The 21,809-nt window shown below is 71.5% G+C and carries 17 protein-coding genes and 1 tRNA gene; 12 read left to right on the forward strand and 6 right to left on the reverse strand.

The window, feature by feature from the left end:
- Nucleotides 1-10 precede the first annotated feature (10 nt).
- The 6 genes from OHS17_RS29730 to OHS17_RS29755 all read left to right on the forward strand — a co-directional run bounded on the left by OHS17_RS29730 (nucleotide 11) and on the right by OHS17_RS29755 (nucleotide 7,543).
- Nucleotides 11-1,033 carry an ABC transporter permease gene (locus tag OHS17_RS29730; protein ID WP_330314642.1) on the forward strand — a complete coding sequence of 341 codons (1,023 nt, stop codon included), beginning with the start codon at nucleotides 11-13 and terminating at the stop codon, nucleotides 1,031-1,033.
- Between the two features lie 82 nt (nucleotides 1,034-1,115).
- Entirely contained in the window at nucleotides 1,116-1,976 is an 861-nt protein-coding gene (locus tag OHS17_RS29735) for a carbohydrate ABC transporter permease (protein WP_330315393.1), read from the forward strand.
- Between the two features lie 48 nt (nucleotides 1,977-2,024).
- Nucleotides 2,025-3,698 (forward strand): extracellular solute-binding protein, encoded by a 1,674-nt coding sequence (locus OHS17_RS29740; protein ID WP_161209392.1) that lies wholly within the window; start codon nucleotides 2,025-2,027, stop codon nucleotides 3,696-3,698.
- Nucleotides 3,695-5,161, forward strand: a complete 1,467-nt coding sequence (locus OHS17_RS29745) for a M1 family metallopeptidase (protein WP_330314643.1) — start codon at nucleotides 3,695-3,697, stop codon at nucleotides 5,159-5,161. The genes OHS17_RS29740 and OHS17_RS29745 overlap by 4 nt, the downstream gene beginning before the upstream one ends.
- A complete protein-coding gene (locus OHS17_RS29750; protein ID WP_330314644.1) occupies nucleotides 5,158-7,350 on the forward strand; it encodes a right-handed parallel beta-helix repeat-containing protein in 2,193 nt (730 codons plus the stop codon). The genes OHS17_RS29745 and OHS17_RS29750 overlap by 4 nt, the downstream gene beginning before the upstream one ends.
- 119 nt (nucleotides 7,351-7,469) lie before the next feature.
- Nucleotides 7,470-7,543, forward strand: a tRNA-Pro gene (locus OHS17_RS29755).
- Between the two features lie 93 nt (nucleotides 7,544-7,636).
- On the opposite strand, the gene OHS17_RS29760 is transcribed toward OHS17_RS29755, so the two are convergent.
- The 3 genes from OHS17_RS29760 to OHS17_RS29770 form a co-directional block, all read right to left on the reverse strand.
- Nucleotides 7,637-8,626, reverse strand: coding sequence for a hypothetical protein (locus tag OHS17_RS29760; RefSeq protein WP_330314645.1), 990 nt, complete (start codon nucleotides 8,624-8,626; stop codon nucleotides 7,637-7,639).
- A gap of 136 nt (nucleotides 8,627-8,762) precedes the next feature.
- Nucleotides 8,763-9,785, reverse strand: coding sequence for a helix-turn-helix domain-containing protein (locus tag OHS17_RS29765; RefSeq protein WP_330314646.1), 1,023 nt, complete (start codon nucleotides 9,783-9,785; stop codon nucleotides 8,763-8,765).
- Nucleotides 9,786-10,376: 591 nt separating this feature from the next.
- Nucleotides 10,377-10,769 (reverse strand): aldehyde dehydrogenase family protein, encoded by a 393-nt coding sequence (locus OHS17_RS29770; RefSeq protein WP_330315394.1) that lies wholly within the window; start codon nucleotides 10,767-10,769, stop codon nucleotides 10,377-10,379.
- A 127-nt stretch (nucleotides 10,770-10,896) separates the two neighbouring features.
- Between OHS17_RS29770 and OHS17_RS29775 the strand changes: the two genes are divergently transcribed.
- Entirely contained in the window at nucleotides 10,897-11,499 is a 603-nt protein-coding gene (locus OHS17_RS29775) for an HAD family hydrolase (protein WP_330314647.1), read from the forward strand.
- 10 nt (nucleotides 11,500-11,509) lie between these two features.
- Here OHS17_RS29775 and OHS17_RS29780 read toward each other — a convergent pair whose 3' ends face one another.
- Nucleotides 11,510-12,568, reverse strand: coding sequence for a LacI family DNA-binding transcriptional regulator (locus OHS17_RS29780; RefSeq protein ID WP_330314648.1), 1,059 nt, complete (start codon nucleotides 12,566-12,568; stop codon nucleotides 11,510-11,512).
- 250 nt (nucleotides 12,569-12,818) lie between these two features.
- Here OHS17_RS29780 and OHS17_RS29785 point away from each other — a divergent pair, with 250 nt between their 5' ends.
- The 4 genes from OHS17_RS29785 to OHS17_RS29800 all read left to right on the forward strand — a co-directional run bounded on the left by OHS17_RS29785 (nucleotide 12,819) and on the right by OHS17_RS29800 (nucleotide 17,943).
- Nucleotides 12,819-14,192 carry an extracellular solute-binding protein gene (locus OHS17_RS29785; RefSeq protein WP_330314649.1) on the forward strand — a complete coding sequence of 458 codons (1,374 nt, stop codon included), beginning with the start codon at nucleotides 12,819-12,821 and terminating at the stop codon, nucleotides 14,190-14,192.
- A 22-nt stretch (nucleotides 14,193-14,214) separates the two neighbouring features.
- Complete coding sequence (locus OHS17_RS29790) at nucleotides 14,215-15,150, forward strand: carbohydrate ABC transporter permease (RefSeq protein ID WP_161212455.1); 936 nt, start codon at nucleotides 14,215-14,217, stop codon at nucleotides 15,148-15,150.
- Between the two features lie 2 nt (nucleotides 15,151-15,152).
- Nucleotides 15,153-16,049 carry a carbohydrate ABC transporter permease gene (locus OHS17_RS29795; protein ID WP_330314650.1) on the forward strand — a complete coding sequence of 299 codons (897 nt, stop codon included), beginning with the start codon at nucleotides 15,153-15,155 and terminating at the stop codon, nucleotides 16,047-16,049.
- 70 nt (nucleotides 16,050-16,119) lie between these two features.
- The gene (locus OHS17_RS29800; protein WP_330314651.1) at nucleotides 16,120-17,943 is read left to right on the forward strand and encodes a glycoside hydrolase family 2 protein; all 1,824 of its coding nucleotides are present in this window, start codon (nucleotides 16,120-16,122) and stop codon (nucleotides 17,941-17,943) included.
- Between the two features lie 61 nt (nucleotides 17,944-18,004).
- Here the strand turns inward: OHS17_RS29800 and OHS17_RS29805 are convergent, their stop codons facing one another.
- Nucleotides 18,005-19,711, reverse strand: coding sequence for an RICIN domain-containing protein (locus OHS17_RS29805; protein ID WP_330314652.1), 1,707 nt, complete (start codon nucleotides 19,709-19,711; stop codon nucleotides 18,005-18,007).
- Between the two features lie 166 nt (nucleotides 19,712-19,877).
- Nucleotides 19,878-20,621, reverse strand: coding sequence for a GntR family transcriptional regulator (locus OHS17_RS29810; RefSeq protein ID WP_330315395.1), 744 nt, complete (start codon nucleotides 20,619-20,621; stop codon nucleotides 19,878-19,880).
- A 174-nt stretch (nucleotides 20,622-20,795) separates the two neighbouring features.
- Here OHS17_RS29810 and OHS17_RS29815 point away from each other — a divergent pair, with 174 nt between their 5' ends.
- Nucleotides 20,796-21,785, forward strand: coding sequence for a Gfo/Idh/MocA family protein (locus OHS17_RS29815; RefSeq protein ID WP_330314653.1), 990 nt, complete (start codon nucleotides 20,796-20,798; stop codon nucleotides 21,783-21,785).
- Nucleotides 21,786-21,809 lie beyond the last annotated feature (24 nt).

The raw sequence follows: 21,809 nt of genomic DNA on the forward strand, positions 1-21,809 counted from the left end.
AGGACCCACCATGGCTGACACAGCACCTCCGCTGCCGCGCGAAAAGCGGCGAACGCGGCGAAAGCGGGCCGATGAGCCCGCCCCGCCGCCCGGCCCGGCCCTCGCCGCCCCGCACCGGCTCACACTCGGACAGCGCCTCAAACGCGACCGGGTGATGCTGCTGCTCACCCTGCCCGGCCTGCTCTACTTCATCGTCTTCCACTACGTGCCGCTGCTCGGCTACGTGGTGGCGTTCCAGGACTACCAGCCGTACCTCGGCTACATGCACAGCGTCTGGGTGGGCTTCGCCAACTTCACCGCCGCGTTCAGCGAACCGGCCTTCTGGACCGCGACCTTCAACACCCTGGAGATCGCCCTCGTCCAGCTGGTGTTCTTCTTCCCGGTGCCCATCGCCCTGGCCCTGCTGCTCAACAGCATCGCCAGCGACCGCATCCGGCGCTTCGTGCAGAGCGTGGTCTATCTGCCGCACTTCATCGGCTGGGTCATCATCGTCTCGATCTTCCAGCAGATCCTGGGCGGCGCGGGCGTCCTGCCCGACTTCCTCGGCAGCATGGGCCTGCCCCGCTACGACATGATGAGCGACCCGGACGCCTTCCCCTGGCTGCTCACCCTCCAGGTTGCCTGGAAGGACGCCGGCTGGGGCACGATCATCATCCTCGCCGCCCTCCTCAACATCGACCGGCAGCAGTACGAGGCCGCCGCGATCGACGGAGCCGGACCCCGGCGCAGGCTGTGGCACGTGACGCTGCCGGGCATCGCGCCCGTGCTCATCCTGCTGCTCATCCTCAACCTCGGGCAGATCCTCTCCGTCGGCTTCGAGCAGATCCTGCTCCAGCGCGACGCGGTCGGACCGGACGCCGGCGAGGTGCTCGACACCTACGTCTACTACCACGGCATCAAGGACAACGACTGGGGCGTCGCCGCCGCCGTCGGACTCGTCAAGGCGGTCATCGGCACCGCACTCGTGCTGGGCGCCAACAAGTTCGCCCACCGACTCGGCCACGAAGGGGTGTACCGCGGTGCTGACCGCTGAGAAGACGCGCGCCACGGCCCGGACCACCACACCGGCACCCGCGCCCGCCCCCGTACGCAAGTCCGACGGCCGCCCGCCGTGGATGGAGCGCCCGACCCGCATCGGTCGGACCGCGAAGGCCGTTGCCGTCGTCGTGGTCGTCCTCGCCGTCGCGTATCCGCTCGTCGGCGTCATCGGGACGAGCTTCGCCTCGCAGACCGACATCATCAAGAGCTCCGGCCTCGTCCTGTGGCCGGACCACCCCACCCTCGACGCCTACCGCACGATCTTCACCGGCGGCGTCGTCAGCCGGGCCCTCATCGTCTCCGTGGGCATCACCGTCTTCGGTACCCTCGCCAGTCTGCTCGTCACCGTCGGCATGGCGTACGGGCTCTCCCGCCGCGAGGTCACCGGCTCCCGCTTCATCCTGATGACGGCCCTGTTCACCATGCTGTTCAACGCGGGCATCATCCCGAACTTCCTGCTGGTCAAGGGCCTCGGCCTGTACGACACCTACGCGGCGCTCGTCATGCCCACCCTGGTCAGCGCCTTCAACCTGGTCGTCCTGCGGTCCTTCTTCATGAACCTGCCGGAGGAGCTGTACGACGCGGCCAAGGTGGACGGTGCCGGGGACTTCCGCATCCTGGTCCGCGTCGTCCTCCCGCTGTCCAAGGCCGTCCTCGCCGTCATCAGCCTCTTCTACGCGGTGACGTACTGGAACGCCTTCTTCAACTCGCTCCTGTACCTCAACGACTCCGACAAGTGGCCGCTGCCCATGGTGCTGCGGACCTACGTCCTCCAGGGCCAGAGCCTCGACTCCGCCTCCGCGGGCGAAGTGCTCGCCCCGCAGCAGGCCGTGCAGATGGCGGTCCTGGTGATCGCCGTCGTCCCGATCCTCTGCGTCTACCCCTTCCTCCAGCGCTACTTCACCAAGGGCGTGCTCACCGGCGCCATCAAGGGCTGACCGCCGCCGTCCCCCACTCCTTCCCTTCCCTCTTCCAAGGAGATTCAGGTGTCGAGCTCCACCCCCATCAACCGCAGAGCACTCTTCCGCCTGGGCGCGGGCGTCGGTCTCGGACTGGCCGCGGCCCCGCTGCTCGCCGCCTGCGGCGACGGCGGCACGACTGCGAAGGCCGAGGCCAAGAGCGCGTCCCTGCTTCCGCGCAGCGCCGTCCGCAACATCGGGCTCAAGCCCGACCTGGAAGGCACCGCGGCCGGCGTCCCGCAGGGCTTCTTCAGCTACCCGGCCAAGCCGCTGCGGGCCACGAAGACCACCCCGCTCAAGGGGGCGAAGCCGATCAGCGCCGCCATGGAGACCTTCTCCCCGCCGCCGCCCTCGCGCGGCAAGAACGCGGCCTGGCAGGAGATCGAGAAGCTGCTCGGCGGCCAGGTGAACATCACGGCCGTCCCCGCCGACGACTACGGCACCAAGTTCTCCACGATGGTCGCCAGCGACAGCCTGCCCGACCTCTTCATGTACCCGGAGAGCGGCGGCGTCGACAACAAGGCCGCCTTCCTCCAGGCCAAGTGCGCCGACCTCACCCCGCACCTCGCCGGGGACGCGGTCAAGGACTACCCCAACCTCGCCGCCATCCCGAAGGGCGCCTGGCAGGGCGCGATCTTCGGCGGCAAGCTCTACGGCATCCCGATCGCCCGCACCGGCACCGCGGGCGCCGGGGTCTACCGCCACGACCTCTTCGAGGAGGTCGGCGTCACCAGCCTGGACCAGATCACCGACCTGGACCGCTTCGTCGAGGTCTGCAAGGAGCTGACCCGCCCCAAGGAGGACCGGTACGCCATCATCGCGGGCGTCACCACCATGCTCGCCATGTCCGCCGGAGCGCCCAACTTCTGGCGGCTGGACGAGAAGACGGGCAAGTTCACCCTCGACCTGGAGACCCCGGAGTACCGCACGGCGGTCGAGACGGCCCGCACGCTGTACAAGGCCGGCTGCTACTACCCGGGCACCCTCCAGATGTCCGGGGCGCAGAAGGCCCAGTACACGGACATGTTCAAGAACGGCAAGGGCGCGTACGTCTACGACGGCATGCCCACCTACCTCGCGCCGGGCGTCGGCTACATCGCCGCGATGAAGGCGATCAACAAGAAGTTCGACCCGCGCCCCTTCGTGCCCGTCGGCAAGGACGCCGTCGCCTGGATGGACAACGTCGCGCTGCAGAACACCCACATCAGCAAGGCCTCCGGGGACCGCGTCAAGGAGATCCTGCGGTTCGCCGACTTCGCGGCCTCGCCGTTCGGCAGCCTCGAATACACCCTCATCAACTACGGCGTCGAGGGCAAGGACTTCACCCGCGACGACAAGGGCAACCCGGCGCTCACCAAGCAGGGCACCCAGGACGTCACCGTGCCCTGGAAGTTCGCCGCGTCCGCGGTCCCGGCGATCTTCAGCGCCGACTCCGAGCAGGGCGTGCGCCACGTCCACGACACCTTCACCAAGATGATCCCGATGATGGTGCCGGACCCCACGCTCCAGTACTCCTCGCCCACCTGGGACTCCAAGAGCGCCGGCAGCCTCGGCACCCTCAAGGGCGACGTGCTCAAGGACATCATCTCGGGCCGCAAGCCCATGTCGGCCTACGACCAGCTGGTCAAGGACTACCTGGCCAAGGGCGGCGAGCAGGCCCGCGGCGAGTTCGAGGAAGCCTTCCAGAAGGGGAAGAAGTGACCACCCGACGCTCGGTCCTCGCACTCGGCACCGCCGCCGCGGCGGCAGCCGTCACGGTCCCCGCCCTCTCCAGCCCGGCCGCCGCCCGGCCGCACGGCTTCCACCCGGAGCCCGGCTCCGACGGCGTCGGCGACCCGCTCTTCCCGACCCTCGGCAACGGTGGCTACCAGGTCACCCACTACGACCTGACCTTCGACTTCACCCCGGTGACGTACGACTTCACCGCCACGGTGAGGATCAGCGCCAGGGCCACCCAGGACCTGTCCGCCTTCAACCTGGACACCGACGGCCACACCATCGACGCCGTCACCGTCGCCGGACGCCCCGCCACCTGGCAGCTCACCCCCGGCCAGAGCGGCCAGGAACTGACCGTCACCCCGGCCCGCCCGCTCCGCGACCACCAGGCGTTCACCGTCGAGGTCCGCTACCGGGGCAACGGCAAGGCACCCCGGCTCGGCCTCACCGGCTGGCGGTTCGGCAGCGACGGCGGGTTCGCCTCGGCCGCCCAGTCCTCCCGCGCCGATACCTTCCTGCCCTGCAACGACACCCCCTCCGACAAGGCGACGTGGACCTTCCACATCAGCGCCCCCGAGGGCTACGTCGCCACCGCGAACGGCGAGCTGACGCACCGTACGCCGCGCGCCGACGGCTCCACCGTCTGGCACTTCGCCCTCCGCGAGCGCATGGCCACCGAGCTCATCGGCATCGCCGTCGTCAAGGGCACCTACCTGTATGGCAGCAGCCACCGCGGCCTGCCCCTGCGGCACATCGTGCCCCGGGGCCAGGAGGACACGTACGCCCCGGTCGTCGCCCGCACCGCCGACCATCTGGCCTGGCTGGAGGCGAAGTTCGGCCGCTACCCGTTCTCCGTCTACGGGGTGCACATCTACGACGGCTATACCGACGCGCTGGAGAACCAGACGCTGTCCCTCTTCGGTACCAACTGGTTCAAGCTCAACGCCCAGGGACAGCCCGGTTACGAGACCACCATGGTCCACGAGCTCGTCCACCAGTGGTTCGGCGACTCCGTCACCCCCGACGACTGGCAGCAGGCCTGGCTCAACGAGGGCCCCGCCGTCTACTACGCCGGTCTGTACGGCGAGGAGCGCGGCTGGTCCGTCCTCAAGGACAAGATGAAGGCCACGTACGAGAAGCTCGACGCCGTCCGCGCCGCCGACGGCCCGCCCGGACTGCCCAAGGCGCTCGGCGGCACCAACATCTACGACGGCGGCGCCCTCGTCCTCTACGCCCTGAACCAGCGGATCGGCGGGCGCTCCTTCGACACCGTGATGCGCGAGTGGGTGAAGCGCTTCAAGGACTCCACGTACACCTCCGAGCAGTTCATCCGGCACACCGTCGACACCACCCGCGACCGCTCGCTCGACCCGTTCCTGCGCGACTGGCTCTTCGGGGCCGTCAACCCGCCCATGCCCGGCCACCCCGACTGGAAGGCCACCGCGTGAACCGCCCCCTGAACGTCGTACGAGCCACCGCCGCGTCCGCCACCGCCGCCCTGCTGACCGCCCTGCTCGCCGCCCCCGCCGTCGCGGCGCCCGGCACCCGCACCCTGTACGCCGCCCCGGACGGCCGTGGCTCCGCCTGCACCTACGCCCGCCCCTGCACCCTCGACGGCGCCCGCGACCAGGCCCGCACCGAGCACCGCCGCGCCGTCCGCGTACTCCTCAAGGACGGTACGTACCGGCTCGACGCGCCCCTGAAGCTCGGCGCCGCCGACTCCGGCACCACCTGGGCCGCCGCCCCCGGCGCCCACCCCGTCCTCTCCGGCGGCCGGGACCTCACCGGCTGGCGCGAGAACGCCGACGGCACCTGGACCGCCCCCGTCCCCGCCGGGGTCACCCCGCGCCAGCTCTTCGTGGACGGCCACCGCGCCACCCGCGCCCGGGGCGAGGCGTGCTCCGCCGCCACCTGCGACGCCACCGCCACCGGCATGACCGGCGCCACCGCGACCGGCATCGACCACTGGGCGCACCCCACGGACGCCGAGGTCGTCATCCGTATCCGCTGGCGCAACTACCACTGCCGGATCGCGGGCGTCAGCGGTGACACCCTCACCTTCGCCCAGCCCTGCTGGACCAACTCCGCGAGCGGCACCGACCGCACCGGCCCCGCCTGGGACACCACCGCCGTCGACTCCACCCGCTACAGCGGGGTCGCGTTCTTCGAGAACGCCGCCGAACTCCTGGACGAGCCGGGCGAGTTCGTGTGGAACTCCGCCGACCGCACCGTCACCTACCTCCCGCGCGAGGGCGAGAACATGCGCCGCGCGCGGGCCGTCAGCCCGCACACCGAACAGCTGCTCACCGTGGACGGCGCCCACGACCTCACGGTCAGCGGCATCGGCTTCGCGTATGCGGCCTACCGGCAGCCCGACACCGACGAGGGCTACGCGGGGATGCAGGCCGGTCTCACCCTGACCGGAGCCACCGGCCCCGTCGACCACGCGGGCCGCTACTACACCAAACCGGCCGCCGCGCTCACCGTGCGCGGCGGCCGGGGGGTCACCGTCGACTCCGCGCGCTTCATCCACCTCGGCGGCGCCGGGGCGGTCCTGGAGGCCGGCACCAAGGACAGCGCCCTCACCCGCTCCACCTTCACCGACCTCTCCTCGGGCGCGGTGTACGTCGGTGACACCGAGCCCCTGCCGGAGGCCGCGCTCACCGGGGAGCGCAACACCGTCGCGTACAACACGATCAGCCGCACCGGCGTCGAGTACACCGACGCGGTCGGCATCTGGGCCGGATACGAGGCGGAGCTCACTGTCGACCACAACAGCCTGGACCACCTCCCGTACTCGGCGATCTCCGTCGGCTGGGGCTGGAACCAGCCCGAGGCGCAGAAGTCCGTGCTCCGGGACAACAAGGTGACGAACAACCGCATCACCGACGTCATGGAGGCCGCCCGGCAGCAGCACGACGGCGGCGCCATCTACACCCAGGGCGCCCAGCCGGGCACGGTCGTCGGCGGCAACTACATCAACCGCTCCGCGTACGGCAACACCGAGCGCGACGGCAACGGCATCTACCTGGACGAGCAGTCCTCGTACATCACCGTCGAGAACAACGTCATCACCCGCATCGGCTACAAGTGGGTGTCCAACTGGGCGGACTACGGCATCCGGAACACCGCGCGCGGCAACTGGACCGACACCGCCGCCCCCGCCCTCGGCGGCACCGGCTCCGTCATGACCGGCAACCACACCGGCCTCGACCGCCTCCCGGCCGCCGCCCTGGCCGTCGCCGCCCGCGCCGGAGCCCACGGCGGCCCGGTCGAGCAGCTGCGCACCGACCTCGCCCGCACCGGCACGGCCACCCAGTCCTCGACGGACGGCACCGCCACCGCCGCGCTCGCCCTGGACGCCGACACCAACACCGACACCCGCACCCTCGCCGAGGACGGCGCCTGGTGGCAGGCGGACCTCGGGGCCACCCGCCACATCCGCCAGGTCGAGGTCTGGAACGACGCCTCCACGACGACGGCCGACTTCGACATCGTCACCGACGACACCACGGTCCACGTCAGCGGCAAGGCACTCCGCCCCACCGTCGTGGACATGGACAGCCGCACCCGCACGGTCCGGATCGTGAGGACCGGCACGGGCCGGATCGCCCTCTCGCAGGTCCTGATCCACTGAGGGTGCCCGCCCGGACACGGAGCGCGTCGCACGGGAAAGCGGTTCGTGACCACCCGATGAAGTGCGGTATTGTTCTCATGCGCGTTCGGCCAAGGGGAAACCCCAGGTCAGACGGGCATCGGGACGTGGCGCAGCTTGGTAGCGCACTTGACTGGGGGTCAAGGGGTCGCAGGTTCAAATCCTGTCGTCCCGACTGGTGACAGTCGTAGATCGAGGGCCGGTTTCGGAGACATCCGAGACCGGCCCTCGATCGTTTCCGTCCGGTTGCCGCACCCGGAACCGGCGGTCAGGCGTTCTGGGCCCGCTGGGCCCGGTCGGCGGCCACCGTGGCCAGCTGTTCGAATTCCGCGGTCCACTCCTCGTCGGAGGAGAGCCCAGGCCCGTATCGGAGTTCGATGAGGACCGTGCCCACACGGATTGCGGCACGTGCCGTCGTCTCGTCCATGGCGGCATCGTGCGTGGTCGTCGCGGCACGTTGATCGCCGACTTCCGCAAGGGGGAGTTCGTCCGCCCCGGTGGTCAGGCCCGCCCGGCTCTCCTCGAAAGCCTTCGCGCTCGCCGCCGCGCTGGAGCAGGACCATACCCTGAACACGCTGCGGACCAGCGTTCCCGAGCTGTCGCGCCCGTAGGCGGAGACGAACCTCCCCTCGGCCCACGAGCAGTTGACGCTCTCGTTCCGGCCGGAACTGACGGACCCGTCCCTCTTCCAGTCGCCGGGCATGCTCGCGAGGTCCGGGACGACCCGCCTGACCTCGTCGGCGTTCAGGGTGCGCACGGCGTTGTGGTCGCCGCTCCGGGACGCCCCGGGAGAGCCGTTCGGTACGAGCAGCTCCACGCCTCCGTACACGGCCAGCACGACCACGGCGACCAGCAGGGCGGCCACCAGGGCGATGACGGCCCGCCCGGCCCGGGTGTTGTGCACGGTCAGCGGTCCCAGGGCGATGGAACTGCGTGAGACCCTGCTGCCGCTGATCATCAGGCTGCCCGTGGTCCGTGTCGAGGGGGCGGTCAGCCGCACGTGCAACTGGTGCGACAGCTCCGGGTCCGCCTCTATCTCCTCCTGGATCGCGGACCTGGCCGAGGCCACCGCGGCGAGGTCGTCCGGGGCCCGGTCCAGCGTGTCCAGGGCCGTCCGCCCCCGTTCCGTCGCGGCGAGCCGGGCACGCAGGGCCTCGGCGAGCGCGTTTCCCGCTCCCTGGCCGACGGCGCCCGCCGCCTCGGTCGCCGTCGCGGTGATGATCGCGACGACCATGGCCGCCAACGCGGATGCCTCCATGCGCTCCCCCCGGCTCCGGTGCCCGGCCCCCGCGAGGCGCCACGCCCGGTTCTCGTCGTCCCCCACGACGTGCGGCGTGGTGGGGGACCAATGTGGCCCGCCCCGGCGCGTCCTGTCTTTGGCGGACAGCGCGGAGTTACGGCGCATTCAGCGCATGCCCGGCCCGGACCTCGCTGGGCGGGACCCCGTAGGCCCTGCGGAAGGCCCGGCTGAAGTCGGCCGGGTGCCGGAAGCCCCGGCGCAGGGCGATCTCGCCGACCGTGAGGTGCAGCAGGCCGGGCTCGGCCAGGTCGCCGCGGCACCGTTCCAGTCTCCGGCGCCGGATGGTGGCGGCGACGGACTCCCGCTCGTCGCGGAAGAGGTGGTGAAGGGTCCGTACGGACATGTGGTGATGGGCGGCGACGGCCGCCGGACCCAGGGACGGGTCATCGAGGTGCTGCTCGATGAAGGCGTCGATCCGGGCGAGGAGCACTGTTCTGCGCGACTCGGCGGGCAGTGCGCGCCGGTCGTCGAGTCGCGCCGCGAAGAGAGATGTGGCCAGGTCCACCGCGATGGTGCCCAGCCTCGCGAGTTCGGCAGGACCCGCGGTACGGGCGGCCTTCGGCAAGGAGGTCAGATACGGGACCAGCAGTGCGCCGGAGGCGGTCCCGGCCGGCAGCGGCTCGGCCAGCAGGCGGTCGGCGCGGTTCCCGGACAACGGGAGGAGGGCCAGCGGGAGACGGAGAAGGGTGATGTGGACGGGGGCACCCGTGTCCACGAAGTCGCAGGCCAGCGGTCTCGAACTGGAGAACAGGGACATGTCGCCCGGCCCGAGGCCGACGTCGTTGCGCCCCTGCTCCAAACGGACCCTGCCCTCCCGAACCAGCACCAGGAAGCCGTCCTCGGGGTCCTCCCTGCGGATCTGAGCCGGGGAGCGCCGCGCGGTCAGAGGGGAGAAGCCGAAGGCCGCGAGTCGGCTGCGGGGGAGTTCCATGGCCTCCGCCCAGCCCCGGAAACGTCGAGCGTGCGGACTCCGGATCGAGACGGGCATGACTTCCCGGCCGACCATGTCGCTCCACCAGCCGAACCGGTCGGGGAGCGCGATTTCGTCGGTGTCCACGGTCGCCACGGGCCCCGTCTCCGCCGGTTCCTTCCCGGGCGTACCCCTGAAGCTTGGCATGCAACGATGGTGCCCGGAGGGGGAGTTGCTCCGGTAGGTGGTGCCCGGCCATATGGGGGGCGAGGGGCAGCGTGGCCCGGCAGCTCGGATCGCCGAAGGGCATGAGGTGCCGTGACCGTCAGTCCGCAACCGTCGCACAGCCCGCGCGCGGAACGTGTTGCGGTACGCCTTCGTGAGACCCCGATGACCGCGTGCAGGTGCTGGCGCAGCGAAGCGCCGCCGGGCGACCCGGTTGGCGACGGCGCTGCCGTGGTCGGACCGGATCAGGTGCAGGCAGACGTCGAGCCCGGAGGCGGCACCCGCAGAGGTCAGGACGTCGCCGTCGTCGATGAACAGCACGTCCGGGTCGAGGTCGATGTGCGGGAACAGGCTGCGGAACCGGTCGGCCAGCACCCAGTGCGTGGTCACGGGCCGCCCGTCCAGCAGTCCCGCCGCCAGGGTGAACGCGCCGGAGCAGATGGAGACGATGCGCGTCCCCGGACGGATCCGGGCCAGGGCCGCGCGCAGCGGCGCGGGCAGCTCGGCCGGGACGCAGGCCGCGTCCTCTTCCTCTGACCCGGCGGCCCGCGGGCTGCCGGGCCCGGGCCGTGGTCACCTCGCGACCTTCACCATCCTCCGGTTGAGGAACTCGCCGATGCCGAGCTCGGACACCTCGCGGCCGAACCCGGAGTTCTTGACCCCGCCGAAGGGCAGCCGGGGCGAGTCGGCGAAGCAGGAGTTGATGTACACCATCCCGGCCTTCAGGCGGCCGGCCACCTGACGGGCGTGCTCGACGTCCGCGTCGCGCACATAGGAACACAGGCCGAGGCGCGTGGCGTTGGCCGGCCGGATCGCCTCCTCCTCACTGTCCACGACGTAGAAGGACAGCACGGGGCCGAACGCCTCCTCGTGGAACAGCGGGTTGTCCTCGGTGAGGTCCGTGACGATCGTCGGTTCGAGGGAGAACCCGGGTCGGTCGATCCGGCTGCCGCCGAAGGCGAACAGGCACTACGCCTCCTGGCCGGCTGGGGCCCGGACGCGGCCCGGGAAAGGTCCACCGACCCTGCGGACCGACCACACCGGTCGAGGAAACCGCGGTCACGGTCCGCCGGACAGGGCTAGATTGCCCTGCATGAAGCCTCGGGTGTTCCTCTTCGATCTCGGTGGTGTCGTCTGCCGCTTTCACCGTGAGCGGCGGCTCGAACGTCTCGGGGCCGTGTGCGGGCTCCCCGCGCGGCGCGTCGAGTCGGAGCTGTACGGGGCAGGGCTGATCGCGGCCTGGGACCGGGGGCAGGGGAGCGCCGAAGAGGTGGAGGGGGAGATCAGGCGGCGACTGGGGTTCGCGGGTACGGCGGAGGAGCTGCGCCGCATCTGGTGCGGGGCGTTCGAGCCCGACCCCGACGTTCTTGCCGCGGCCGACCTCGTACGGGACCGGCCGACGGCCCTGTTCACGGACAACGACGCGTTGCTGCGCGCCGGGCTGCCCGAGCGGCTGCCCGAGGTGAACGACCGCTTCGACGTGCTCGCGTTCTCGTGCGCGCTCGGGGCGACCAAGCCCGCCGAGGAAGCCTTCGCGGGCGCGCTCGGACTGCTCGGGGCCGCGCCCGAAGAGGCGTTCTTCGTGGACGACAGGGAGGCCAACGTCCGGGCCGCACGCGAACTCGGGCTCACCGCCGAGCTCTTCGAGGGCGGGGCCGCGCTCCGGCGGACCCTGGAGCGGCTGCTCACGGGCTGACGCCCGCCGCTCACCACACCCCGTCGCGCCCGGCCGCCCCCTCCGTGGACTCGCGCAGGACCAGGCGGTGCGCCACCACCCGGTCCTGCGGGTGCTCCGCGGCCGGGCTCCCGGTGGCGTCCGGGCGCGTGGCCTCCTCGATGCGGTGCAGCAGCAGGTCCACCGCGACCCGGGCCACGGCCTCCTTGTCCGGGGCTACCGTGCTCAGGGACGGCACGCTGAAGCGGCCGCCCTCCACATTGTCGAAACCGATCACCGCCACGTCCTCGGGCACCCGTGCCCCGTAACCGTGCAGCGCGCGCAGCGCACCCAGCGCCAGCTGGTCGTTCAGGCAGAGCAGGGCGTCCGGCCGGGCGCCGGAGGCCAGCACCCGGCGGACCGCGTCCGCGCCGTCGCTCATGTGGAACGCCTCCACCGGCAGCAGCGACGCCGGGTCGTACGGCAGGCCCGCCCCGGACAGCGCGAGGCGGAAGCCGCGGGTGCGGGCCTGGGCCGTACCGACGCAGCCGTCGTCCCGGCCGCCGACCGTGAGGATGCGGCGCCGGCCCAGCGCGAGCAGGTGCTCGGTGGCCTCGCGGGCCGCGCGTTCGTTGTCGATCGCCACATGGTCCGCGCCCTCGTTGAGCAGCTCGCCGAGCAGGACGGTCGGCGGCGGTCCGGTGTGGGCGCGCAGGTCGTCCGGCGCGAGGGCGAGCGGGCTGAGGATGACGCCGTCCACGAAGTCCGAGCCGAAACCGGCGAGGGCGGCCTTCTCGCGCTCGCGGTCGCCGCCCGACTGGTGGATCAGCACGGTCAGGGAGCGCTTTTCGGCCTCCCGGACGACATGCCGGGCGAGCTCCGCGAAGTACGGGACGTCGAGTTCGGGCACCACCAGGGCGATGATGCCGGTGCGTCCGCTGCGCAGATGGCGGCCGGCGAGGTTGATGCGGTAGCCGAGGTGGTCGATGGCCTCCTGCACCACCCGCCGCGTCCGGTCGGACACGTGCACATAGTCGTTGAGCACGTTGGACACCGTTTTCTCCGACACCCCCGCGTGCCGTGCGACGTCCTTGATCCTCGGTCGTGCCACCCGCGACTCCCCACCCTCGGTACGCGCCGAGTCTATGCCGTACGCCCCGGCGGCCCCGGACCGATGGGCGGTGCATCCGGCACAGGTGATGACCCAGCTCTTTACAGCCAATGTACATCGATGTAAAAACAGGTCACCGCATCGGGAGACCGGCGCGGATCACCCCCGATGTGCACGGGCGGCCGACGGCTGCCGTGCCGATGGCGCCTGCCGTCGGCCGGGCACGTCGTCCGGCGTCGAAAGGTCAGTGATGAACTCTGCACCTCCCGCACGAGGGCTGCCCGGACCCCCGGACTCCGGCCGTCCGCCCGCCATCGGGCGCCGCGGACTGCTGCGTTACGGCACGGCCGGGGCAGCCGCGCTGCTCGCGGCGGGCCCGCTCACCGGCTGCGCCTCGCCGGCCAGTGCGGGCGGGGCGTCCGCACTGAAGGTCTGGGACCTCTTCCAGGGCGGCGACGGCATGCTCATGGACGAGATGATCGCCGCTGTCTCGAGGGGCTCCGACGGCTTCGACGTGGACCGCACGATCCTGGACTGGGGCCCGTCGTACTACACGAAGCTCGCCATGTCGGCGGCGGGCGGTCGGGCCTCCGACGTCGCCGTGCTCCACCTGTCACGGCTGGCCGGATACGCCCCGGGCGGTCTGCTCGACCCGCTCGACCTGGACGTCCTCGCCGAATTCGGCGTGAGCGAGAAGGACTTCGCGCCCGCCGTCTGGAAGCGCGCCCAGCACCAGGGCACGGTCTACGCGGTCCCGCTGGACGTCCACCCCTTCATCGTCTTCTACGACAAGGACGTGGCCGACAAGGCCGGACTGCTGGACTCCTCCGGCCACCTGGCGCCGATGGGATCGCCCGAAGCCCTTCTGGACGCCGGGAAGAAGCTCGCCGAGATCACCGGCAAGTCCGGCGTGCTCTTCGGGCACGTCACCGACACCGCCCAGAGCTGGCGCCAGTTCGCCGCGCTGTACGCCCAGACCGGGGCCTCCTTCACGCTGCCCGACGGCGGGCCGCCGAAGATCGACATCGACGCCGCGGTGAAGGTCGTCACCTTCATGAAGCAGCTCTTCGACGGGCGCACCAACCCCAACAACCTCGACTACAACGGCGCCATGGCCGCCTTCATGGACGGCCGCGGCGGCATGATCATGGCGGGGGAGTGGGAGCTGCCCACGTTCCGGAAGTCCGGCATCAAGCACCTCGGCGCCGCCCCCTTCCCGCAGGTCTTCGCCCGCCCGGCCGTCTACGCCGACTCGCACAGCTTCGTCCTGCCGCACCAGAACGACCCCGACCCGGCCCGCCGCCGCCAGGCGCACCGCTACATCGCCGAGATCGTCAAACAGAGCCTGACCTGGGCGAGCGCCGGCCACATCCCCGCCTACCTGCCGGTGCAGGCCCGCCCCGAGTACGCGAAGCTCGACCCCCAGTCGTCCTACGCGGCCGCCGGCGAGATCGCCGTGCTCGACCCGCCGAACTGGTTCGCCGGGGCCGGCGGCAACTTCCAGAACCGCATGTGCCAGCCGCTCCAGTCGGCGCTGCTGGGCAACACCTCCGCCGAGAGCGCGGTACGGCAGATGGTCCGTGAGGCGGACGCCCTGCTGCGCCAGCCCAACCCGGTCGCCTGACGACAGCCGAAGGAGCCGCATCGTGACCACCACCGCGCCCGCCGGAGCCGCGGCGCCCCCGCAGCCACCCTCCGCGACGACGGCCGCGCCCCGGCGCCGCCGCTCGCTGACCCGGGGCGGCGGGCTGTTCGTCCTGCCGTTCCTGGTCGTGTTCGCGCTCTTCCTGGTCTGGCCCATCGTCCAAGGCCTCTGGATGAGCCTCACCGACGCCTCGCTCAGCCTGCGCGGCACCGAGTTCGTCGGATTCGCCAACTACACCGAGGCGTTCGGGGACCCGGACGTCTGGAGCAGCCTCGGCAACACCGTCCTCTTCACCGTCATCTCCTGCGTACCGCTCGTCCTGGTCGCGCTCGGCATGGCCCTGCTCGTGCACAGCGGACTGGCCGGCCAATGGGTGTGGCGGCTGGCCTACTTCGCCCCGTACCTGCTGCCGGTCACGGTGGTCACGCTCATCTGGACGTGGCTCTACCAGCCCGACATCGGCCTCGGCAACCAGCTGCTCACCTCGCTGGGCATGGAACCCGTCGGCTGGCTCTCCGACGAGTCCGTGGCGATGTGGTCGGTCGCCGCCCTCACCGTCTGGTGGACCGTCGGTTTCAACTTCCTGCTCTACCTGGCCGCCCTGCAGTCCCTGCCCACCACGTACGACGAGGCCGCCGCGCTCGACGGCGCGGGCGCCTGGCGGCGGCTGTGGTCGGTCACCCTGCCGCAGCTGCGCCACACCACCGTGCTGGTCGCGATGCTCCAAGTCCTCGCGTCCCTCAAGGTGTTCGACCAGATCTACATCCTCACCAAGGGCGGCCCCAACGGCTCGACCCGCCCGATCCTGGAATACGTCTACGACGTCGGGTTCACCGGATACCGGCTGGGCTACGCCTCGGCGGTCAGCTACATCTTCTTCGCGATCGTCATCGTCGTCTCCGTCCTGCAACTCCGCTTCTTCCGTCAGGAGGGCTGACCGTGTCCGCCATCTCCACCCCCGTGCGCCGCCCGCGCCGGCCGCGCGAGGAGTCCGGCTCGCCCCTGCTGCTCGGTCACGGGCGGCTGCCCCGGGTGCTCGCCGGGACCACGCTGACCGTGCTCGCCGTCGCCTGGCTGCTGCCCTTCGTCTGGGCGGTCGCCACCTCGCTGCAGAGCGAGCAGGACGTGATGAAGTCGGGCCTCTCGCCGTTCAAGGGAGCCTTCACCCTCTCCGCGTACCGGCAGATCCTGGACCGCGGCAACGTACCGACCTGGGCGTTCAACAGTCTGCTGATCTCCGTCCTGGTCACCCTGATCACCACGGCCGTCTCCACGCTCGCCGCGTACGGCTTCTCGCGCGGCACCTTCCGCGGCCGCCGGACGCTGCTCGCGGTCACCGTCGCCGCGATCATGGTCCCGCCGCAGCTGCTGATCGTCCCGCTCTTCAAGCAGATGACGATGTTCCACCTGGTCGACACCTACGCGGCCGTCATCCTGCCGCAGGTGGTGGCGCCCATGATGGTCTTCATCCTGAAGCGCTTCTTCGACGCGATACCCCGCGAACTCGAGGACGCCGCCCGCATCGACGGCGCGTCCGAGCTGCGGGTCTTCACCTCCATCGTGCTTCCGCTGTCCCGGCCGATCGTCGCCGCCGTCGCGATCTTCGTGTTCATCGGCGCCTGGAACAACTTCATGTGGCCCTTCGTCGTCACCAACGACCCGGACCTCATGACGCTCCCGGTCGGCCTCGCCACCGTCAAGGACGCGTACGGCATCCAGTACGCCCAGTCCATGGCGTCGGCCCTGCTGGCCGCGCTGCCCCTGATCGTCATGTTCCTGCTCTTCCAGCGGCGCATCGTCAACTCCGTAGCCACCACCGGCCTCGGCGGCGGCTGACCCCGCCGACTGTCCCTGCCCCGGCGCCGGTCTCCCGGCCGGCCGTCACCACGATCCACCTGGAGTACCTGTGCACACCCCCTCCGTCCCCCGTCCGGAGTACCCGCGCCCGCAGTTCGTACGGCGCGACTGGCTCAACCTCAACGGGACCTGGCAGTTCGAGACCGACCAGGGGGACAGCGGTCTCGAACGCGGGCTCCTGGAACGCGACCTGACCGGTGAGATCCTCGTACCCTTCGCACCCGAGTCCGAGCTCTCCGGCGTCGGCGACACCGACTTCCTGGAGGCCGTCTGGTACCGGCGCCGGTTCACCGCGCCCGCCGAGTGGGCCGGCCGCCGGGTGCTGCTGCACTTCGGCGCCGTCGACCACGACACCACCGTCTGGGTGGACGGTACCGAAGTCGTACGCCACCGGGGCGGGTTCACCCCCTTCACCGCCGACCTCGGCGACCTGGCCCCGGCCGGGCGCGAGGTGGAGATCACCGTCCGCGCCCGCGACCCGAAGTCCGGCCCGCAGGCCCGCGGCAAGCAGGCGATCCAGTACGCCAACCACGACTGCAACTACACGCGGACGACCGGCATCTGGCAGACCGTCTGGGCCGAGCCGGTCGCCGACGCGCATCTGCGCCGCCCCCGCATCACCCCCGACCTGGCCGCCGGGGCCTTCCACCTCGAACTGCCCCTGTCCGCCAACCTCCCCGGCCACCGCGTGCGCGCCGTCCTCAGCGACGGCACCGGCGAGGTCTGCCGCGCCGAGGCCCGCGCCGACCTCGACCTGGCCCCCCGCCTGTACCTGCCCGTCCCGGAGGACCGGCGCCGCGAGTGGAGCCCCGAGGACCCCCACCTGTACGGGCTGCGCCTCGAACTCCTGGGACCCGACGGCGAATCCGCCGACACCATCGAGAGCTATGCGGGCCTGCGCTCCGTCTCCATCCGGGGCAAGGCCGTCCTCCTCAACGGCCGCCCCCGTTTCCAGCGCCTGGTGCTCGACCAGGGCTGGTACCCGGACGGGCTGATGACCGCCCCCACCGACGAGGCCCTGGTCCGCGACATCGAGCTCGCCATGGAGGCCGGTTTCAACGGGGCCCGGCTGCACCAGAAGGTCTTCGAGGAGCGCTTCCTCCACCACGCCGACCGCCTCGGCTACCTGGTCTGGGGCGAGTTCGGTGACTGGGGCTGCGAGGTCGGCGGCTCCTCCGGCGACAACCAGCGGCCCGACGCCTCGTTCGTCGCGCAGTGGCTGGAAGCCGTCGAACGCGACTACTCCCACCCGTCGATCGTCGGCTGGTGCCCGCTCAACGAGACGTACCAGAAGCTCCACGACCGGATCACCCAGCTGGACGATGTGACCCGCGCGATGTTCCTCGCCACCAAGGCCATGGACACCTCCCGCCCGGTCATCGACGCCTCCGGCTACTCCCACCGGGTCCTGGAGACCGACATCTACGACTCCCACACCTACGAGCAGGACCCGGCCGCCTTCCGGCAGCTGGTCTCCGGGCTCGCGAAGGGGGAGCCGTTCGTCAACGCGTACGAGAACGGCGCCGCGTACTCGCAGCCGTACCGGGGACAGCCCTACTTCGTCAGCGAGTTCGGCGGGGTCTGGTGGGACCCGGAGGCAGCCGCCGAGCAGTCGGGCAGCGACCGTACGGTCTCCTGGGGCTACGGCGACCGGGTGCGCACCGAGGACGAGTTCCACGAGCGGTTCGCCGGTCTGACCGGTGCGCTGCTGGAGGACCCGGACATGTTCGGCTACTGCTACACCCAGCTGACCGACGTCTTCCAGGAGCAGAACGGCGTCTACCGCTTCGACCGGGGCACCAAGCTGGACATCGCCCGCATCCGAGAGGCCCAGCTGCGGCCCGCGGCGATCGAGGAGCCGGACGCCGGCTGACGGTCGCGCATGACGGATGCCCACCCCCTCCTCGCCGCGAGGGGGTGGGCATCCGTCGTGGTCAGACCCGTTCGAGCCGCCAGAGCTGCGGCTGCTGGCCGTTGCACGTCCACTGCTGCACGTTGGCCCCCGCCGTACGGGAGCCCTGCGAGACGTCCAGGCACTGCCCGGAGGACTTGACCACCAAGCGGTAGTAGCCCCGCCCGGCGTTCTCCAGCCGCCAGTCCTGCGCGGCCGCCGCGTTGCAGTACCACTGCCGTACGTTCGCGCCGGGCGTCGCGGAGCCGTTCTCCACGTCCAGGCAGAAGCCGCTGTTGACGCCGGTGAGCGTGAACGCGTCGCCGTGCGCCCGGAGCGTCCAGGCCTGCGGACCGAGGCCGTTGCACGTCCACTGCTGTACGTTGCCGCCCGCGTCCCGTGAGTCGGCGGCGACGTTTAAGCACTGGCCACTGTTGGCGTTGAGCAGCCGGTAGCGCGCCCCGTCCGCCACCCCGGCCGCGTCACCGCTGCCGGTGAGGGGGCCGGTGGCCACGTACGGGCGGCAGACGTCGCCGTCCCAGTCCGTCGCGATCTCCAGCACGGTGCGGCCGTCGGCCGAGGGCAGCAGCGGCGAGCTGTAGTTCGGGCAGTACGTGGCGGTCGGTGCCGCGACCTTCACGGGGGCCTCGATCTCGTACCACGGGCCGGTGCCGTTCTCCGTGTTGGCGAGGATCGTGCGGCCGCTGTCGGCGGCGGGTGTGCCGTCGCGGTTCAGGAGCTGCTGGCCGATGAGGAGGAGGCGGCCGTTGGCCCCGCCGCCCGGCGCGGGCGCCCAGGCGATGGTCGGCGCGGCGCGGAAGTACTTGCCGTCCACGGTCTCCGGGCGGTAGCCCAGCGATGCCGGGTCGCCCCAGTCCCAGCCGTCCGGGGAGGTCCGGTAGTGCACGACGCACTGGTACTGGCCGCCCGGATTGCAGATCTCGTAGCTCATGAAGTACGTGCCGTTCGGCAGCCGGCGCACCATGGGCATCCCCGGCCGGTCCGGCTCCCAGGAGCTGGCGACCGTGTTGCGGCGGTCCTGCCAGGTGACCCCGTCATAACTACGGGCGGCGGCGAGCTTCTGGTTGTGCGCGGGGTCCGTCTCGTCGGCGTAGTGGCAGACGAGCGCCCCGTCGGCGGCGACGGAGAGGTCCGGCTCCCACAGCCCGCCCGTGCCGTTCGCGGTGGCGCAGGTGGAAAGGTAGGACCAGGTCCGGCCCACGTCGTTGCTCCGCCAGACGCGCAGCGCCATGCGGCGGTTCTGCTCGTCCGCGCCGGACGAGGCGGACCACAGCAGGGTGCCGGGCGCCAACGAGCCGACCTGGCGCGGGAGTTCGAAGAGGGTGGAGCAGCACAGGCCCTGCCCGCCCGACGACTCCGGTTCGGCCACACTGCCCACCTGCCGGAAGGTGGCTCCGCCGTCGGTGCTCTCGTGGATGGCACCGACGCCGTTGTTGCCGTTGAAGGTGACGACGCTGGCGAGCACCCGGCCGTTGGCGGAGCCGTTGTGCTCCAGCCGGATCACCCTCGGGTAGAGGCCGGTCCCGCTGCCCAGCGGCGTGCCGTTGGCGGCGGCGACGGCAGGCGCGGCGGGGGAGGTCGCGGGGGCGGCCGACGCCGGGGCGAAGGTCAGGCCGATGGCGGCGGCCAGGACCGGGGCGACGGCACGCGCCGCCCAGTGAGCGAGGCGGCCTGTCGGCGCGGGGGAGCGGTGGGATGCGGGTTTGGGGGGTCGGCGCAAGGAGAGCACAGGCTTCCTTCCTCGGGGCACGGGGGCACGAAGGCGTGGGGGGTGGCCCAGGTCCTGTCCGGCGGGGCTGCTGACGGCGAAACAGTAGGGCCGGATGTACATCGATGTAAACAGGGCGAACGGCTTCCGCTTCAATGGCTGCCCGAGCGCGTCGGGGCCGGGCGCGTCAGGGTGCCGTAAGCGTCATCTCGAAGGAGTACCGGGACGCCCGGTACAGATGGCGGGCGTACTCCACCGGGCGGCCCCCGTCGCCCAGAACCGTGCGCTCCACGGTGAGCAGGGTGCCGCCGCGCCCCTCCGCCAGCAGCCGGGCCTCGGCCGCCGTGGCCCGGCGGGCGCCGATGGTCTGCTCGGCGGACCGCAGGGTGATGCCGGAGCGCCGGAGCAGCGCGTAGAGCCCGTGCGCGGCCAGGTCGTCCTCGGTGAGGTCCGCCAGGCCCATCGGCAGGTGGTTCTCCAGGACGGCCATCGGCTCGTCGTCCGCGTACCGGAGCCGGCGCAACTCGACGGTGTCCATGCCCGGTTCGAGCTGGAGGGCGGCGGCGATCCGGCCCTCGGCGGGGCGGACGCGCATCGACAGGACCTCGGTGCGCGGGCGGCGGTCCTCGCGCTGCAGGTCCTCGTACAGGCTGGTGAGTTCCACCTGGCGGCGGACCCGGTTGTTGACGACCTGGGTGCCCACCCCGCGCTTGCGCGACAGCAGCCCCTTGTCCACCAGATGCTGCATGGCCTGACGCATCGTCGGGCGCGAGAGCCCGAACCGGTCTGCCAGCCCGATCTCGTTCTCCAGCCGGGCGCCGGGCGCCAACATGCCGGATTCGATGAGGTGTTGGAGCTGCTGCGCGAACTGGAAGTACAGCGGAACCGGGCTGGACCGGTCGATGGTGATCAGCCTGGTGAGCGGTTCCATGCCGGGCTCCTCGGAACGTCGTGCCACGTACTCAGTATGCCGTAAGCCCGCACCCAGCTCAGTACGTATATATGTCAGTACAAATGCTTGACCCGGCGCGATCGGCGACGATACAAAGATGAAGATCAGGAGCGTCGGCCAGCAGGCCCCCATCCGCCCCGGAGGCACCCGCGCATGCGCATCGGACTCATCGGAACGGGCCGCATCGGCGCGTTCCACGCCGCCACCCTCGCCGCTCTGCCCGCCGTCGGCCGTCTCGTCCTGCACGACGCCGTCGAGCAGCAGGCCCGCGAGCTGGCCGGGAAGCTGGGCGCCGACTGGGCGGGCGACCTGGACGCGCTGCTCGGCTCCGGCCTGGACGGGGTCGTGATCGCCGCCCCCACCGCCGTCCACGACACGCTGATCCGCGCGGCCGTCGCCGCCGGGGTGCCCGTCTTCTGCGAGAAGCCGGTCGCCGCCGGCCTCGAAGCCACCCACGCCCTGCTGGCCGGTATCGCCGGTTCCGGCGTGCCGCTCCAGGTCGGCTTCCAGCGCCGCTTCGACGCCGGGTACACCGCCCTGCGCGACGCGGCCGCCGCCGGGGAGCTCGGCTGGCTGCACACCGTACGGGCGTGCACCGCCGATCCGGCGCCGCCACCGGCCGGATACCTGCCCCTGTCCGGCGGCATCTTCCGGGACTGCGCCGTGCACGACTTCGACAGCGTGCGCTGGGTCACCGGCCGTGAGGTCGTGGAGGTCAGTGCCACCGGGGCCAACCGGGGCGACGGCTCCTTCGCCGCGGCCGGTGACGTCGACACGGCCGTCGCCGTCCTCACGCTGGACGACGGCACCCTCGTCAGCTGCACCGCCACCCGCTACAACGGCGCCGGATACGACGCGCGCATGGAGCTCGCCGGGTCGCGGGCCACGCTGGCCACCGGGTACGGGGACCGCGCGCCCCTGCGGACCACCGCCGACGGGACGCCGTCCGGCACCGCCCCGTACGACGGGTTCCTCAGCCGCTTCCACGACGCGTACGTCGCCGAGATGGCGGCCTTCACCGAGGTCGCGGCAGGTCTGCGGCCCAGCCCCTGCACCGGGGCAGACGCCTTGGCGGCGCTGCTGATCGCGGAGGCCGCCGACCGCTCTCGGCGCACGGGGCGGCCGGTGCGCGTGGGGGAGTGAGGGCGGGGAGGCCGGGCCGGGGTG

The sequence above is a fragment of the Streptomyces sp. NBC_00523 genome, from assembly GCF_036346615.1.
Classification (GTDB): Bacteria; Actinomycetota; Actinomycetes; order Streptomycetales; family Streptomycetaceae; genus Streptomyces.

Bases quoted from the DNA above. Each gene is read 5' to 3' on its own strand.
- OHS17_RS29765 (WP_330314646.1), bottom strand. From the start codon at position 9,785: ATGCCAAGCTTCAGGGGTACGCCCGGGAAGGAACCGGCGGAGACGGGG.
- OHS17_RS29775 (WP_330314647.1), top strand. From the start codon at position 10,897: ATGAAGCCTCGGGTGTTCCTCTTCGATCTCGGTGGTGTCGTCTGCCGC.
- OHS17_RS29810 (WP_330315395.1), bottom strand. From the start codon at position 20,621: ATGGAACCGCTCACCAGGCTGATCACCATCGACCGGTCCAGCCCGGTT.
- OHS17_RS29785 (WP_330314649.1), top strand. From the start codon at position 12,819: ATGAACTCTGCACCTCCCGCACGAGGGCTGCCCGGACCCCCGGACTCC.
- OHS17_RS29730 (WP_330314642.1), top strand. From the start codon at position 11: ATGGCTGACACAGCACCTCCGCTGCCGCGCGAAAAGCGGCGAACGCGG.
- OHS17_RS29815 (WP_330314653.1), top strand. From the start codon at position 20,796: ATGCGCATCGGACTCATCGGAACGGGCCGCATCGGCGCGTTCCACGCC.
- OHS17_RS29735 (WP_330315393.1), top strand. From the start codon at position 1,116: ATGGAGCGCCCGACCCGCATCGGTCGGACCGCGAAGGCCGTTGCCGTC.
- OHS17_RS29760 (WP_330314645.1), bottom strand. From the start codon at position 8,626: ATGGAGGCATCCGCGTTGGCGGCCATGGTCGTCGCGATCATCACCGCG.